At 41.4% G+C, this 16,714-nt stretch carries 10 protein-coding genes; 4 read left to right on the top strand and 6 right to left on the bottom strand.

The features are described from left to right. Positions 1 to 34 precede the first annotated feature (34 nt). From HMPREF0666_RS03795 to HMPREF0666_RS03805, 3 genes are all read right to left on the bottom strand, one after another. Entirely contained in the window at positions 35 to 1,189 is a 1,155-nt protein-coding gene (locus tag HMPREF0666_RS03795; protein WP_009010999.1) for a TlpA disulfide reductase family protein, read from the bottom strand. Positions 1,190 to 1,481: 292 nt separating this feature from the next. Next, a complete protein-coding gene (locus tag HMPREF0666_RS03800) occupies positions 1,482 to 2,753 on the bottom strand; it encodes an NAD(P)/FAD-dependent oxidoreductase (RefSeq protein ID WP_009011000.1) in 1,272 nt (423 codons plus the stop codon). Between the two features lie 111 nt (positions 2,754 to 2,864). After that, positions 2,865 to 4,106, bottom strand: coding sequence for a pitrilysin family protein (locus HMPREF0666_RS03805; protein WP_009011001.1), 1,242 nt, complete (start codon positions 4,104 to 4,106; stop codon positions 2,865 to 2,867). A 141-nt stretch (positions 4,107 to 4,247) separates the two neighbouring features. Here HMPREF0666_RS03805 and HMPREF0666_RS03810 point away from each other — a divergent pair, with 141 nt between their 5' ends. The 4 genes from HMPREF0666_RS03810 (at position 4,248) to HMPREF0666_RS03825 (ending at position 9,737) form a co-directional block, all read left to right on the top strand. After that, positions 4,248 to 5,186, top strand: coding sequence for a carbohydrate kinase (locus tag HMPREF0666_RS03810; protein WP_009011002.1), 939 nt, complete (start codon positions 4,248 to 4,250; stop codon positions 5,184 to 5,186). A gap of 103 nt (positions 5,187 to 5,289) precedes the next feature. Beyond that, positions 5,290 to 6,480, top strand: a complete 1,191-nt coding sequence (locus tag HMPREF0666_RS03815; protein ID WP_009011003.1) for an FprA family A-type flavoprotein — start codon at positions 5,290 to 5,292, stop codon at positions 6,478 to 6,480. A gap of 20 nt (positions 6,481 to 6,500) precedes the next feature. Further along, positions 6,501 to 7,019: a TIGR00730 family Rossman fold protein gene (locus tag HMPREF0666_RS03820; RefSeq protein ID WP_009011004.1), complete on the top strand. Its 519-nt coding sequence runs from the start codon at positions 6,501 to 6,503 to the stop codon at positions 7,017 to 7,019. 699 nt (positions 7,020 to 7,718) lie between these two features. After that, positions 7,719 to 9,737: a family 16 glycosylhydrolase gene (locus HMPREF0666_RS03825; RefSeq protein ID WP_009011005.1), complete on the top strand. Its 2,019-nt coding sequence runs from the start codon at positions 7,719 to 7,721 to the stop codon at positions 9,735 to 9,737. A gap of 331 nt (positions 9,738 to 10,068) precedes the next feature. Here HMPREF0666_RS03825 and HMPREF0666_RS03830 read toward each other — a convergent pair whose 3' ends face one another. The 3 genes from HMPREF0666_RS03830 to HMPREF0666_RS03840 all read right to left on the bottom strand — a co-directional run bounded on the left by HMPREF0666_RS03830 (position 10,069) and on the right by HMPREF0666_RS03840 (position 16,048). Continuing rightward, complete coding sequence (locus tag HMPREF0666_RS03830; RefSeq protein WP_009011006.1) at positions 10,069 to 13,398, bottom strand: glycoside hydrolase family 66 protein; 3,330 nt, start codon at positions 13,396 to 13,398, stop codon at positions 10,069 to 10,071. A 140-nt stretch (positions 13,399 to 13,538) separates the two neighbouring features. Further along, positions 13,539 to 13,757 carry a hypothetical protein gene (locus HMPREF0666_RS03835; RefSeq protein ID WP_009011007.1) on the bottom strand — a complete coding sequence of 73 codons (219 nt, stop codon included), beginning with the start codon at positions 13,755 to 13,757 and terminating at the stop codon, positions 13,539 to 13,541. Further along, positions 13,754 to 16,048, bottom strand: a complete 2,295-nt coding sequence (locus HMPREF0666_RS03840; protein ID WP_009011008.1) for a leucine-rich repeat domain-containing protein — start codon at positions 16,046 to 16,048, stop codon at positions 13,754 to 13,756. The genes HMPREF0666_RS03835 and HMPREF0666_RS03840 overlap by 4 nt, the downstream gene beginning before the upstream one ends. Positions 16,049 to 16,714 lie beyond the last annotated feature (666 nt).

The following is a 16,714-nucleotide window of genomic DNA, read 5'->3' on the forward strand; positions in this document are numbered from 1 at the left end:
CGCTTAACGCTCAGAATGAGTAAAGAACAGACGATTATAACAGACGTTCTATCTCCTCATCAAGATTCTTAATCTGTGATGGGTTCTTCACAATGTTATTACCTCTATCAATGAGATAGATGATTGGAACCGTCTGTGCTGGTGCTGTATAAGCCTGACTAATACCCGTATCATCGTAGACGTTAATCCATGGCAGGTTAGCAACCTGCTCTTTCCAGAAGTGCGCATTATCATCCAGAGAGACCATGTAAATCTCCAATCCACGGTCATGATACTTGTTATAAAGGTCGCGCAAGTGCATTATATACTCTGTAGAACCCTTCGCTGCAAACACATGGAAGTCGAGTAAGACCACCTTACCCTTCAAGTCAGTTAGATGACGTTCGACACCTTTATTATCACGCAACGGCAGGTCGACAACACCAAGTTCCTTAGCTTCTATCTCCACAGGCTTATTCTGCGCTTTAACAATACGCTCGTCTTTCATGCCTTTAATTGTGATATTGTGAAGATTTTGCGTACGTTTAGACCCAGGATAATAGGTGTCCCAGCTTGTTGCAACAGCTCCAAAGACCTTATTATCAGCTGCATCTCGTGACGGATCGAATATCAGATGAGCCTGATTACCTATTACTATATATTGGAAAAGAGCAAAGTAACTATAAGCTCGCATAGGCTCCTTAAAGATATAATTACGTGATACATCCTGCTTATAGTCGTTCATTAACACAGTGATGATGGAGTCTGCAATATCAGGACGCTCTGCAAGAATAGACTGACAACGTGCTTGTAGGTCAATCTGCTTCAATGCTAACTCCTTTATCTTCTCGTTTTCAGACGAGCCTTTCACCGTGTAATCGGTAGCCATCTGCGGATAAGTAGCCTTGACATCGACTGTCTCTGTAGAGTCAATACCAATGTTGATAATCTGTCCAGCTATACGAAGACGATAGAACTCAGGGTTGTCCACCTTGTCACCAGAGAAGGAGAAACTCCCCTTTTCATCGAGTTTTACTGAGTCAACAGTACTGAATCCATCGAGTCCGTTGTGTTCGAAATAGAGCAAAGAGTCCTTGGCATTTGCAATAGAACCCGTCACATGGAACTGTTCTCCCGCACAACTTGCCAGTGCAGCAAGTCCAACAATCGCATAGCCTGCCGCTAAAATGTTTCCGATATTATGCTTCATCCTTTAATAGATATTACGTTTTTACTTTATGTTTCGTGCAAAGGTAACGCAAAATGATAAGACTGCAAAGCAAATACCGTCAAATATTATCAAATAGGGACACATTAAGACTGGGCTAATTAGATAGTGGACTGAAAGGGAGAGGAGGGCTAACAAGACAATAAGAAGCTATAATCAACTTAATAATAGACTATTTTATATATAACAAAACACTTCCCCTATTGGTAGAGAATCAAGTCACCAATAGGGGAAGAGGATTGATACTATTTTCTAAAAGTATGGAACAACCATCTTATTTCGCCTTCAAAATCAGACGAAGACTTTGCTTATAATTAATGTAATTCCAAATCCAATTCAGCAAGATAAACGTCTTGTTCTTTACACCAAGGATAGAACGAAGGTGGACAATGAGCCATAATGCCCAAGCAGGGAAACCACCAAATTTCTTTCCAGCTATCTCAGCAACAGCGTGATTACGTCCGATTGTTGCCATCACACCAAGGTTCTTATATTTGAAAGGCTTTGGTTCTTCTCCTTTAGCAATTGCTTTGAGGTTCTTTGCAACCGTCTTTGCTTGTTGCATCGCTACTTGTGCTAACTGCGGATGACCAAGAGGATACTCCTCATCGCCCTCTATCAAAGAGATGTCACCTATCGCATAAACATCTTTCAGACCTTTCACACGACAGAAGCGATCGGTAAGAAGTCGTCCAGCATGGCCAATACTCTCTGCAGGAAAACCTTCTATCTTATTCGCACAGATACCACTCACCCAAATAACTGTCTGTGTAGGTATCTCCAGACCAGCACTGGTCTTAAGAATACCATCCTTATACTCTGTAGCAAACTGTGGTTGACGAATATGTACATGCAGCTCTTTTAAGTCGGCTTCAGCCCGTTTTGACGACATTGGATCCATAGCAGAAAGAAGTCGATCACTTGCATTCACAAGATAAATATGCATCTGTGACGAGTCAAGGTCGGGATAGTCACGAGCTATGATATTCTTCTTCATCTCGGCTACCGCACCTGCAATCTCTACACCAGAAGCACCACCACCAACGACAACAATATTCATCAAGGCTTGTTTTCGTGTAGGGTCTTCTTCAGTCAAAGCCTTTTCAAGGTTACGGAGTATGGTATTACGGAGTCGCATAGCCTCACTTACCGATTTCATCGGGAGTGTAGTTGCTTGGATGTCCTTGTTCCCAAAGAAGTTTGTAGTAGCCCCAGCAGCTATGACAAGATAGTCATATTCTATCTCTCCGACAGTCGTTAGAATGGTCTTTTTTGCCGTATCCACCGATTCTACCTCAGCCATTCGGAAGAAGATGTCCCTGTGTCCTTGGAAAAGACGGCGGAAAGGAAAGGAGATACTACTTGGTTCAAGACCACCAGATGCCACTTGATAGATCAAAGGTGGGAACTGATGATAATTATTCTTATCAACCAGTACGACCTGATAATCGCCGTCTACTAACTTAAAAGCTAAGTCTAAGCCTCCTAATCCACCACCAACAATGACGACTCTCTTCTTGTCTGTGCGTTCAATATTTGCTTTCATTACTTTGCTATCCTTATGTTTATTATCCTTTATTATATCTTTTATCTACCTAAATTCTATAGAAATAACTATGCCAAAATTGCTTCATTAATCCTTTATGAAATCTATTCCTTATATATAGACCAACTTTGTTAGTCGTTCTTCAGGGAACAATTCGCATGCAACCTGTTGTACATCCTCAGCCGTAATAGCGTCTATATCACGATAAAGTGCTGTGATATCTTTCTTCCACCCATAGTGTAGAAAAAACTTACCAAAGTCTAAAGCAAGGTTTTCTCGGTTGTCACAAGCAATACCAATCTGCCCTTTTAACTGCTGTTTAGCTATGGACAACTCCTCATCTGACAATGGAACCGACATGAAACGGTCGAGTTCTGCACGAACAAGGCGCATACACTCGGCTCTATCATCAGCATCACAACCAAAGTAAACACTCCACAGACCCGTCTGGGAATAGCTTACCATTGTGCTTTCTACCGTATAAACGAGTCCTCGACGCTCACGGAGTGCAAGGTTCAAACGAGCACTCATGCCCGGTCCTCCTAATATATTATTCAGTAGATAGAGTGCCATTCTCCGTTTGTCATGTATGCTATAGGCTCTATTTCCTATCATTACATGCGCTTGATGGGTATGTTTGTCTATCTCCACCACCTGTGGCTGATATTCGCTTAATGGTGGAAGAGATGATTCTACAGGCTTTTCTACCTCCTCTATCACCTTCACCTTCGCTCCATTCTCCTTCTCTAACAGACGAAGTAAATGCTCGAAATCAACGTCACCATACGCAAAAAACACCGAATTCATCGGTAAGTAATACTGCTTAGTGAACCGTATTGCATCGTCAGTAGTAAACCTTCGCACACGCTCAGACGTTCCAAGGATACTATGTCCTAATGGATGACCACGGAAGATAAGGTTTTCAAACTCGTCATAAATCAACTCAGCTGGACTATCATTATACGACTCTATCTCATCACAGATAACCTCTACCTCTTTATTAATCTCCTTTTGAGGATAAACACTATGGAAGACAATATCTGTCAGAAGGTCTATCGCACGAGGAAGATGTTCCTTCAGAATAGCTGAATAATAAACCGTATCGGTCTTGGTCGTAAAGGCGTTGAGGTCGCCCCCTACCTCTTCGAGACATTGAATAACATCTATTGCCGTACGACGGGTAGTACCCTTGAAGGTTACATGCTCACAGAAATGAGCTATCCCCTCCTCTCCTGGCAGTTCATTAGCTGTCCCAGCGTTGAGCTGATAACCGCAATAAACCACCGGAGAAGCCGTTGGAAGGGCTATGATACGCAGTCCGTTATCCAAGACTGCAGTCTGATATCTTGTCATAAGGTGCAAAATTAAGAAAAAAGAATGAAAACTAATAGACTTTAATCGACAAAGAAAAAAGAACTTAATTCATTTTGTGTTACGCCTAAATTTCAGTATATTTGCACAACTAAAACGAGACACAACATAATTCACAATAAAATGCGGAAAGTTATAGGTATAGGTGAAACCGTCTTAGACATCATCTTTAAGGAAAACAAACCAGTTGAGGCAGTTCCTGGAGGGTCTATCTTTAATGCCATCACATCGTTAGGACGTTGTGGTATCAATACTTCGTTCATATCAGAAGCAGGCAATGACCATGTTGGGAAATACATCGTTGATTTCTTGAAAGACAATGGCGTGAATGCTGATAACGTCACTACCTTCCCCGATTCTAAGTCGCCTGTATCACTGGCATTCCTCAATGACAAGAATGATGCTGACTATATCTTTTATAAGGAACATCCACATCACTTGTTAGACTTCACCTATCCGGAGATAAAACCCGATGATATCGTGATTTTTGGTTCGTTTTATGCTGTCAATCCAATGATTCGTCCGCAGGTTCTCGGCCTACTCGACTATGCTCGCTCACATGGAGCTATCATCTATTATGATGTGAACTTCCGTCCAGCACATAAGGATGAGGTAATCAAGGTTACGCCTAACCTCATCGAGAACCTCGACTATGCCGATATTGTTCGTGGTAGTCATGAGGACTTTGCAACACTTTACAAGAAAGAAGATGCCGATAAGGTGTATAATGCCGAGATATCATTCTATTGCAAACAATTCATCTACACCCAAGGAAGCCAGCCTGTAGAGGTGCGTAGCGGTAGGACATTAAAGAAGTCTTACCCTGTCCTCGACACAAATGTGATCAGTACTATTGGGGCTGGTGACAACTTTAATGCAGGCTTCATCTTTGGTATGTTGAAGCATAACATTACCCGTGCTGACCTCGAACAAGGACTGACGGAGGAGCAGTGGGACAAACTTATCAACTATGCTCTGATGTTTTCAGCAGACTGCTGCAAGGACATTTTCAATTATGTAAGCAAGGAATTTGGTGAGAAGATGAAGGAGGAGGCTTTATAAATAAGCCGTATTTGCCTAATAAGACTTATTGGCCTTATAAGCCCAATTGGCCTAATAAGCCCAATAAGCTAATTAAAAGGAACTACATAAAATCAAATATATAATGATAGAAATTGCCAATAAAGTTTATTACGTAGGAGTTAACGACCGCAACAAGAGTCTCTTTGAGGGATTATGGCCACTGCCCTATGGTGTTAGCTACAATTCTTATCTTATCGATGACGAGAAGGTTTGCCTTATTGACACTGTTGAGGTAGATTTCTTTGTACAGTTTATAGAGAAGCTTCGTGAGGTGTTGGGCGACCGACAGATAGACTACTTAGTCATCAACCACATGGAACCTGACCACTCTGGATCACTTGCTTTACTGCGTAAATATTACCCTAACATTCAAGTTATCGGTAATAAGAAGACCTTCGATATGATGTCTGGATTCTATGGAATCAAGGACAATACAATTGAAGTAAAGAATGGTGAGGAGCTTAACTTAGGTAATCATACCCTTCAGTTCTACATGACTCCAATGGTACACTGGCCTGAAACAATGATGACTCATTGTAAGGGTGAGGTCAGCTACCTATTCACTGGCGATGCTTTCGGCTGTTTTGGTGCATTAAATGGCGGTCTCATCGATAAGGACATAGACACTGACTGGTGCTGGTTGGAGATGGTTCGCTACTATTCTAACATTGTTGGAAAGTACGGAACACCTGTTCAGAACGCATTGAAGAAGCTTGCTGGTATCCATTTCGACTATATTTGTTCTACTCACGGACCAGTATGGCATCAATATGTTGATAAGGTTGTCGCATTGTATGACCGTATGTCTAAATATGAGACAGACCCAGGTTTGGTTATTTGCTACGGTACGATGTATGGTAACACAGAGCGTATGGCAGAACAGATAGCCCGCTCAGCGTCTCTTGCTGGTGTGAAGAATATCCGCTTGTACAATGTCTCTAAGACACATCACAGCTATATCCTCCAGGACATCTTCCGCTTCCGTGGCTTGATAGTTGGTGCTCCTACTTATAATGCAGGACTCTATCATGAGATGGATGTACTCTTGCAAGAGGTTGCCAATCGCGACATCAAGAACCACCTTATCGGTTGGTTTGGTTCTTACTCATGGGCTTCAAAGGCTGTTGCAGCCATTGGCGAATGGAACGAGAACCATCTCCACTTTGAGAAGGTAGGCGAACCTGTTGAGATGAAGCAAGCACTCACACCAGAGATTAAGGAAGAGTGCAACCGCTTAGGCCGTGAGATGGCAGCTAAATTATTAGCTGAATAAGACGAGTAGAGCAAGTTCAAATGAATATAGCAGTATTTTGTTCCGCAAACAATAACATTGATTCCAACTACTTCCGTGCTGCGGAAGAGTTGGGACGATGGATTGGAGAGAACGGACATACCCTCGTTTACGGAGGTGCCAATAGTGGACTGATGGAGTGTATAGGAAAGGCTGTACACGAAGCTGGCGCTCGCACTATCGGTGTTATCCCTCGTATCTTGGAAGAAGGACGCAGGGTAAGCGATTACGTAGATGTTGAGATTCCTTGTGAAGACCTCACCGATCGCAAAGCACTCATCATGGAACGCTCAGATGAGTTCTATGCACTGCCAGGAGGAATAGGGACTATTGACGAGATTTTTACCGTTGCAGCCTCTGCTTCTATTGGTTATCATCATAAGAAGGTGACCTTAATTAATGTGGAGGGGTTCTGGGACAGTCTTATAGCCCTACTCGATGACCTTCTAAAGAAAGACATGTTACGAGGCTCTCTCAGCGACTACATTGAGGTAAAGACTATTGACGACCTAAAGAAATGATTATTTTCTAAGCAATAGTTCAACACCGCTTCAAAACATAAAGACGACAAATAAATAAGGTTCTTCCTTGTTTTAGCCTGACAAGCAGTGCTCTAATTAGAGGAAGAACTTTATCTTTATTACAAGTTTAGTAATCATTGTTGTTGCTATTAGCATCTATTTTCGACATAGACAGCATATTTCCAAACTATTAATCAGGCATAATAAAGGATTGAAATGGCTGTAAACTTAATCGATAAAATTCGTCTATCATATATAAGCATCTTATATCCTTAGGAGGAAAAGCATATCTAACACCTTATTATATATAGTTTTTACCGCTTAAGATAACAAGAGTTACCCTCTCTAATCTTCGTTATTCTCTTTATAATCTACAAGCTGCTTACGTAAAGACAAAAGTGTCTTTCAAGCCATTAGACGAAACATAAATAAACAATAGACGTATTGATTTCATATTATTCAACATAAAATGAGTAGGTTTACAATACCTTATAAATATTTTACACAGCTCAAGCTCCGTATAAGAAGTCCCTATAAAAAAAATGATGTAAATTTGCACACGAGGTTAGTCTACCATAGATACAAATGTCATGACACCTTACTTTTATTCGTAAGTTCCGATGTATCTATCCGACAGGACCACCTCTAAACTATTTTCTCAACATTGAGTAGGATACAACTACTCCTAATTCAGACAACATGAAAACAACAGGATTAATACTTTGCGGACTGTGCTTAAGTCTTTCCAAGCTTTCTGCACAAGTGACACAGCATGCCATACCACCATTGGCAGGCTGGAATTACTACGGAGGAGACGAGTTTAATGGTAATAAGATAGATGAGACTCGATGGGGAATATACGGAGACTCGAAGTATAACTATAAGTTCGATGATTATGGTAACACTTACGACCAAGCAAGCGTACAGTATTATCGTGACCAAATGGTTAAGGTGAGAGATGGTGTCGTCTATATCACAGCCTCACGAGAACCTATCACTACCGGACGACGTCGCGACTATAAGCACGACCCAGCAGGTACCGATTATAGCGTAAAGACACAACCTCCCTTTAAACCCAAGCATGAGTTTGGGAAATATGGTTGGTGGTCAGGAGCACTCTCCAGCCGTAATGCCAACGGAGCAGACCTAAAGTCAGGGGTCGGATTAGACAAAGGTACCTATTATCCTCTGTACTCTCGCATAGAGATAAAAGCTAAGATTCCATACGTCTTCGGCACGTGGATGGCGCTATGGCTTCGTCATTGTAATGGTGCAAGTACCTTTGAAATAGACTTACAGGAGTTCTTTGTCAATGAAGACCGAAAAGATGCAATGAAGGAGAAAGGCTTCTATCTGCATCAGACAACGCATGGCATGGACTATAATGCTGGTTGGAACAATGGGATGCCTAAGTCTACTTATAACCACAACGACTATGGAGACCGTGTAAGAGAGATTGATTTCGACCCAGGTAAGGACTTCCATGTATATGGAGCACAAATAGATCCTGAGCCAGGCGACCCTCTGAACTTAGCTGTAACCTTCCTCTTAGATGGCAGGGTACGCTCGGTATTCCGTACAAAGGACGATAGATACAAGAGAAAAGACCCTCGCTATCCCTACCAGTACAATGCCCTTTTAGCGCAGAACCTATCTAAGTATGGGGAAGACCGTGTCTGGGACGTTGCTATAACAGGCCAAGTCGGAGGAAAGGCCTATAAGGCTGGGACTACGATAACACCTAACATGTATCCTTACAAAGGCTTTTCTGGTACGCTCTACCCCGAACTCAGCCCTCAGTACGAAGGTGATATTAACAAGGTACCAAAGGCGTTTGTGACAGAAATCGATTGGCTTCGTGTGTTCAAGCGAGCTAATGAACTGCTTTGGATTGGTACTGTTCCGGTACATAGAGAGAACCAGAAGATCAGTGTAGACATTGCTAAGGACAAGTTCAAAAAACTTAATACAGGCGACCAATTGGTGATGGACCTTGAGGTTTGTGACCCTACACAGAAAGCGAGTCTCGACCTCTATAATAGAAGAGGTGAACCTATCACTACGCTAAAACCTGAACTCTCAAAGAACGATGCACAGATGACTTTCGTTGTATCAGAGGCACTTAGCAAGCAACTAAAGGGTGAAGGGTGTATCTTAAAAGGTGAGAATATCCGCTTGTACACCATTTGTCGTTCTTCTAAGGACGCCACTTTATGGAATGGTTTTAAGGAGATTCAATGGGGCGAGACGCTCATTCCTGCCGAACAATTTGCAGGTATAGGAGAAGGGCAAAAGCTTGAAATTGTGGTGAGAGACGTTAGACCGAACGCAAAGGTTTACTTACGACAGAACACAAAGATTGAGGGTCAACCCAACAGGCCTAAGCTCTCATTCTCAGAGCAATATGGACATATTGTAAACCTGACAGAGGGAAAGGACGAGAATACTTATATCGTTGAACTTGAACCAAGTACTATCAAAGAGTTGAAGCAGTATGGTTTAGCCATAACAGGACAGGGCTACTACTTACGTAGCGTCAATGTCGTTGGGAAAAGTGCGAGTAATATCAACACATCTGTGGATAAGATAGCGATAAATCAACGGCCCAAAGGTGCTGTCTACACTATCAATGGCTTCAAAGTAAGGGATGCTAACGACAATAGCAAACTGAGTCCTGGTATCTATATCATTGATGGTAAGAAGGTTCTAATCAAATAGAATATTCATAAGTAGCCAAGGGCTTTACAAAAGTAGACACTTTACTGCCACAAAGATATGCAAAAGTTTCAGTAGTCATACTTGGTAACAAAAGTTACTGACATATCCATCTAACAGAAGAGGATTGCCTCAATCGACACGATTGAAACAATCCTCTTTTTTCGTATTCAGGTAGCTTACCAAGGATTCTTACCTTTGTTTTATATCGTGCGAACGCTTTGTACACATACTGTCAAGCCTAAAGACCAATCGTGTAGGATATCGATACGATAACAGAACGGCATTTTTAGTTAGTAAAGCACCCATTTGAAAGCTCTTCATCAAGACTCTTCTACTTACCCATTATCTTCTTTCCGTTATGGATATAAACCCCTTTCACGGGCTTATCTACCTTGATACCAGACACAGTATAGTAACCTGTAAGTACGTTATCAGTTACATTAGTAATCCCATCAGTAATAGGAAATAATGGCAACGATGCTTGTAAAGTCTTTGCAACAGTAGCAGGAAAAGACAAGTAAGCCTCACCCACTGGGACAGCCTCATCCTTTGCCTCAACGAAAGACTCACCTTGAAGAACATAGTTCTTTACCTCTGTCTCACTACTATCAGCCTTATTTCCATGCTCAACAACTACCATTGTCCAATACGCAAGCGATGGTAATGTGAAAGAGACCTTACCCTCACGTTGAGAGAAGACAACCTCTTGTGGTGCACCACCTAAGTAGTCAGGACTTGCTACCCATATACGTGACACCGAAGTAGCATCGTCAAGAACAATCTTCTTGTTCTTTAAGACATTAGGCTCAGGCATTGTCTCCTTCAAATCACGTATATTAAAGTTGTCTCTTGACACGTTACTGTAATTAAGTAACTGTATCATCGTCACGTTACCCTTTGTTGTACTGTACGTATTTACACTATACGGCTTTGGTCCTATCGTCTGATTAGCAGCTTCGGCAATACTTGGATTAGGTGCTGACAAGTCCCATGCAGCCACGTTAACGCCGTCCATTGTCATATTAACAGAGGTTTCAACGTTCCCATCTCGTAAATAGTTCTCGTAAGCAACAAGGAAGTCATAATAGTGAATGATAGACTTCTGCAGTTTCTCAGACATTTTTCGAGCATTATCAGGGAAATACTCTGTGAACAACATGTGGTCACCACTCAATTCTATACGTGAACCTCCGAGGGCAAAGATAGTAGCATTGCCAAACAAAGCACTGCTTGTATTGAACTGACCACCATTGCCATTGCGACAGTGCAGATAAGCAGCAAAAACAGTATTAAAGGTATTCTTGCCATTATTATGGCGGTTGTCTTGTATTATCTTACGATAGTTCCACAGATAATCGTCGCCATCCCACATCTCATTATAGCCGAATTCAACGTTACCAGTACCAACGATCTTAGCTCCACCAAAGGTTGAGACCGCATTCATCACAAGATACTTATTATGATTATCAGCCTTCATACGATTGATGAAATTGGCAAAGTAGTCTTCAAAGTCATGTGTGTCACGCCGGTCACCGTCAGTATAAACCTTCTTTCCGTTCACTTTCTTACTCTTCAAGTTGACGTAGTAAGCTTCACGCTGGTGACCTAACTGATCGATATGAAAACCATCGAAGGCAAGGTTCTGATAGACCTTATTGATAGAACCAGAAAGGTAGTTGACCCATTGCGGATTACCTGGATTCATCACATAAATGCTTGGCCAATTGCCAAGAGGATACTGTACTTGACGAAGGTCATAGCCGCCTCCTTTCTTTTCATGCAAGTCTATCCAACCCCAATCACTACTAATACCATCATGACCATCAAAGTTATCTACTGTTTCAGGCTTTCCATCGATCATTCTACCAGTCACACCATATACTAAGTCATAGAACATACATTTACTTCCTACGCCATGCAACTGATTAATGTAGTTCTCTATTGACGACTTATAGACATTACGCAAACCAATATCTTTCCACTTTGTAGAGTCTTGAGGGAATGGTATATGATGCTTCCACTGCCAGTCATAAAACTGAATACCCGTCATGTGATAACGATTAAGCATATCTACTTCCTTCTTAACCTGCTCAGGTGTCTTGTCAGAACCATAGTGAGAGACGAAACCATAACGTGGGAAACGACCCCATTCGGTAGACACATCTATTCCTATTGTCGCAAGTGTCTGCTCTGATGTACCATTATCTACATAAAGCTCAGCCATATATCCTGTGAAATTCTGTGCTGGCACTTTCCATTCCCAACGCTGTTTTCCACCGATTTCATCGGTCTTTATGACAGTATTACCATGTAAATAACGCACCTTTGCATTGTCTGGGAGAAGATACTTCGATGTAAACGTAACTATTGTTTCAGGCTCATAACGCACCTTGTCAGTCGTCAGTTCTACAGGAGCATAGTGTGAGGTCATGTCTTCTCTCAGCTTTGAAGCAATCGCCTCAACGGTAGTCCCGGTTGAAACACGTAGTGCGTTATCAGCATACTGAGGGGCACTATCAGCCAATCGAAGCTGATAGATGATATTAGGTATAGCCTCAAGGACAAGTCCCGTACCAGCACTTGCTGTCGTAACAGCCGTCAAAGCTACCGAACTCTGCCCACTATTTCCCTTTGCAATATATGCTTTTAGCCCCGTAGCTGCACTGAAATCGACAGCAAAAGGGCGTGAGAAGGTAGCATACTTACTGTTCTGCTGATAAGGGAAACTATCCTTTACCTTGTCAGAGACATAGGCTATTCCCTGCAAGACGGGCAATGCTGATGGTTTTACATAGAACCCAAAATCATTGGAAACATCGACAAAAGTGTTCTGACCAAGGCTTGGACAACTACTACCTAAGTAATACACAGCAGACAAATGACAGCATCCATTGAAGGTTCTGTCACTGATGTTCGTAAGAGAGGATGGTAGAACAACCAACTCAAGGGCTGAACACGTATAGAAAGCACCCGTCCCTAATGTTGTTACAGACTGAGGAATTTGTATCGTTTTCAGGCTCTTACAACCCTCAAAAGACCATTCGCCAATTTCCTTTATGCCCTCAGGAAGTTCTAAGGAAGCCAATCCACTATTCTTAAAAGCATGGTCCTTTATATACTGAATACCTTTGTTAAACTCTACGTTTGTTAGTTGGTGGCAATCTTGAAAAGCCTCTCCACCAATCTCCTTCACGCTTTCAGGTAATACAAGATGTGTCAAGGCAGTACCTGCAAAAGACCGATAACCAATCTTTTGTAGTGTCCCCGATAAAGTTACAGAAGTCAGACTCGTACAATCAGTGTACTCAAAGCCTTGCATCTCGACGACACGTGAGGCATCCATCACACGTTGTAAACCTTTACAACTATTAAAGGCACTGTAGCCAATAGTGCTTACCGAACTTGGTATTGTCACAGCTGTAATAGCATTGTTACGCTCAAAGGCATTATGCGCAATGGCTGTAACGGAATAAACCTTTTTGTTATTGCGAACTACAGAAGGGATAATGACCTCTCCACTCGCACTCTTTCCGTCTACTAAACTCACTGATTTGTCCGAGCTTGTAGTGTATTTAAGATTGTCATACACAAAGTCGTCTGCAAAAGAGAACACAGATGCCGACAATGCGACACACAGAATAAGCAATCGTTTTAATCTCATGGTTTTAATTCTTATTGGTTTTCTAAATGAGCCTATACGGCTCCTTTCATGCTTGATGGTAAAGTAGAAAGGCATCACCACAGTCTGACTACTTTCAAGCCAAGCCTTAGCAATGCCTTCATTATAAACGATATTAATAATTATTCATCCCAAAGAGAGTGCTTACCAATACTGATATCACCATTAGAGGTAACTCTCAACGCATCATCAGTCTCATCCTCATCAGAATCAAATGTGTTCTTCTTTGACAATGCAGACCCTGGATCAGCAGGTGTATCATCAAAAGATATGTCCAATAAATGCTGCTCTATCTTCACTGTGATTTGCTCTGTTGTAGGAGCTATATAGTTACATTTCATCGTATAATAACTTTTTTACCGTTCTTAATATATACACCTTTCTCCGTAGGGTTGATTACCTTTACACCAGAAAGCGTATAATAAACATTCTCCTCATCTGCCTTCTTGTTCTCAACGCTGCCGATACCCGTTGTATCATTAGACGTATTACCATCTTCATCGTCAAGACTTAAGCCGAAGACTACTGGCTTTGCGCCTTGAACACCTGTCTCATTTGTTTCATGAACATAAGCTCTACCACAATAGATGGTCTTTGCGTCCTGCGTTAAGTGCAACTTATAATCAGCCTGTAGTGTCCAGTTACTCTTACCGTCTGTCTCTGTCTGATAAAGAAGAGTATCTTCACGAACTGGCATTACCTTGTTATCGGTGAGCTTAGCAACCGCTGACTCTGCGATACGGTAGGTGTAAGTAGTACCAGGTGTACCAGCAAGAATAACACCTTCGTTGGCTGCGATTGAAGTAGACTTTGTCATCTTCAATATCTTCTGAACCTTTGTAGGCTGCGTAACCTTGTATGTGCTCTTACCTACATAAGCCTCCATAGCATCACGACCATTAGCTGCAACAAAGTCTACAGGGAAGTCGTGGGTGAAAGTAGCATACTTTGTGTGCAATGTCTGCTCGTAAGTATCCTTCAAGTTGAGTGTGTTCCAATCAGCATTTGACTGATAAGCAGACAACTTACTTGCCTTTACATAGACATTCTTTGGTGTGTTATCGAATGCGTTAGTAGCCAATGTTGCAGGCGTTTCAGCCAAGATATTAACGTAATTCAAGTGCGAACAGCCATTGAAAGCGTTAGCCTTTATCTCTGTTACAGTAGATGGAAGAGTGATGAAAGGCAGACTTGTACAACCAGCAAACATGCTTTCTGCCACGTATGTCAATGGCTGAGTAGCTGAAGATGTAGCAGGGAACTCTACGTACTTCAAGCTTGTACAGTTCATGAAAGCCTCTTTACCGATAGTCATATCCCCCTTGAGGTGAACACAAGTAAGTCCACTCTCTCGGAAAGCATCAGCACCAAGTGTCTTAACAGAACCCTTGAAGAAGAACTTCTTCAATGCACCAGTAGACCAGAAAGCACCGTCACCGATAGTTTCAACCTTAGTACCATAGTCTACTGTAGCTAAGTTTGTACAACTACGGAAAGCCTGCGCATCAATTGTCTTAAGCTCTGCTGGCAACTTAATAGTAGTCAAATCAGTACACATATTGAATGCATTTGCACCAATCTTAGTGATGTTATCCCATGCACCTGGCTGCCCAGGAATACCCTTGATAGTTGTTAGTTTGCCACAAGCCCAGAATGTATTTGCAGGAATTTCAGTTACAGCTGCAGGCCATTCAACAGATGTTAAAGGTGTCGCCCAGAACACACCTGTGTCCATCTTCTTGATTTTTGAGAGGTCAACAGACGTCAAAGCATCACAGAGATAGAAGCAGTTATCGCCTAACTCCTCTACAGATTGAGGAACTTGAGACCATGTGATTTTATCGCAATCCTGGAATGCGCAGCTGTTTAAACGCTTTGGATTATAACCATTCCAATTGATAGTTGCTAAGTTCTTACAGTTCTTGAAGGTAAAACTTGGCAAGTTGTTTGAAGCATAACTACTTGGGAATTTAAAAGAGGTAAATGACTCACAACCTTCAAACACACCACCACCTTCAATAGAGGTAGGATCATTTTCACCTAAGTAAGTAACCGAATTAGGAAGCGTGATAGACGCCAACTTCTTACAGTTTAAGAATGCATGTGAGTCAATCTCCTTCAACTGAGAAGTACCATCAGTAGCACCTTCAATTACAAACTCAGTCATGTTCTCACATTGATCAAAACAACGTGATTCGATGTGCTGAACAGTCTTTGGGATTGTAATCTTGGTTATCTGGCTTGTAACACCAGAGCTTGCTGCACGGAAAAGGTTAGCACGAAGCATGGTAACCTTATAAGTAGCAGTACCTTGAAGTACTCCATTGTAAGTAACACCGGCTGTAACTGTTTCAGGAATAGTGACTGCTCCTACCTTACGAATGGCGTTATACTGCGCATCAGCCAAAGCTGCATCCTTCTTTGCATCAGTGCTCAAATCAGTCAAAGTTGTCCAACCACAGAACTCAACAGCGTTTTCCTGTGAGGAAACACTCACGAATTTCTGGATACTAAACAGCATACCATTGTACACAAACAGGTTGTCTCTTCGCTGAGCATCTGTTGGTTGAGAGTCGGCAAAGCATCCTAACGAGATGAATGCAAACAATAATAGTAGTAATTTTCGTTTCATTTTTTTTATTTAATAATTAATTTGGTCCGTATTGTTGATAGTAAACTACACGACTGAAGACCTTGAAACAAGTGGCTATCCTCTCTGATGTCGTCTCGTCTACATCCTTATATATAATGTCGTCTTCCATTCTCTATACGAAATAAAAGTTATTTTTAGTTTCAAACACCAAACAGAAAGACTGGCACAAAGGTAAGAAAATAAACAATTAATAAAACCTTTGGAACAACAAATACAAGTTATTAAAAAGCGTATTGAGCATTATGACAGTCAGTTATAAAGTTCTATCACAACCTATAATATAACTATTGTATAACGGAGATAACACTTTATTAAGAAATTGTCGAGCAGACATTAAACTTCTATCTACTAATCATCACACTTTTTAATAAGACTTGTTTTTACCGATGAAATCGGTATTTTTATAACAAAAAGATACCAGTTAAGACTCAAAACAAGAATTTCTTAGTGTAGTATTAACCCTTACAACCGAAAAAGAAAAGACTCTTCTCCGAATTATTTTCATGAAAAAAATATTTCCACTCACGTAAAAAATATTTTTCTTCATGAAAAGAAATTATTTTGTTCATGAAAAGAAATAGAGATTAGGGGTGTTCAGAAATCGTTTTGCTTATAAAGTAGAGAGAACTGAATGCCAGACAACAT

Origin of the sequence: Prevotella sp. C561 (assembly GCF_000224595.1) — a bacterium.
GTDB classification, from domain to species: domain Bacteria; phylum Bacteroidota; class Bacteroidia; order Bacteroidales; family Bacteroidaceae; genus Prevotella; species Prevotella jejuni.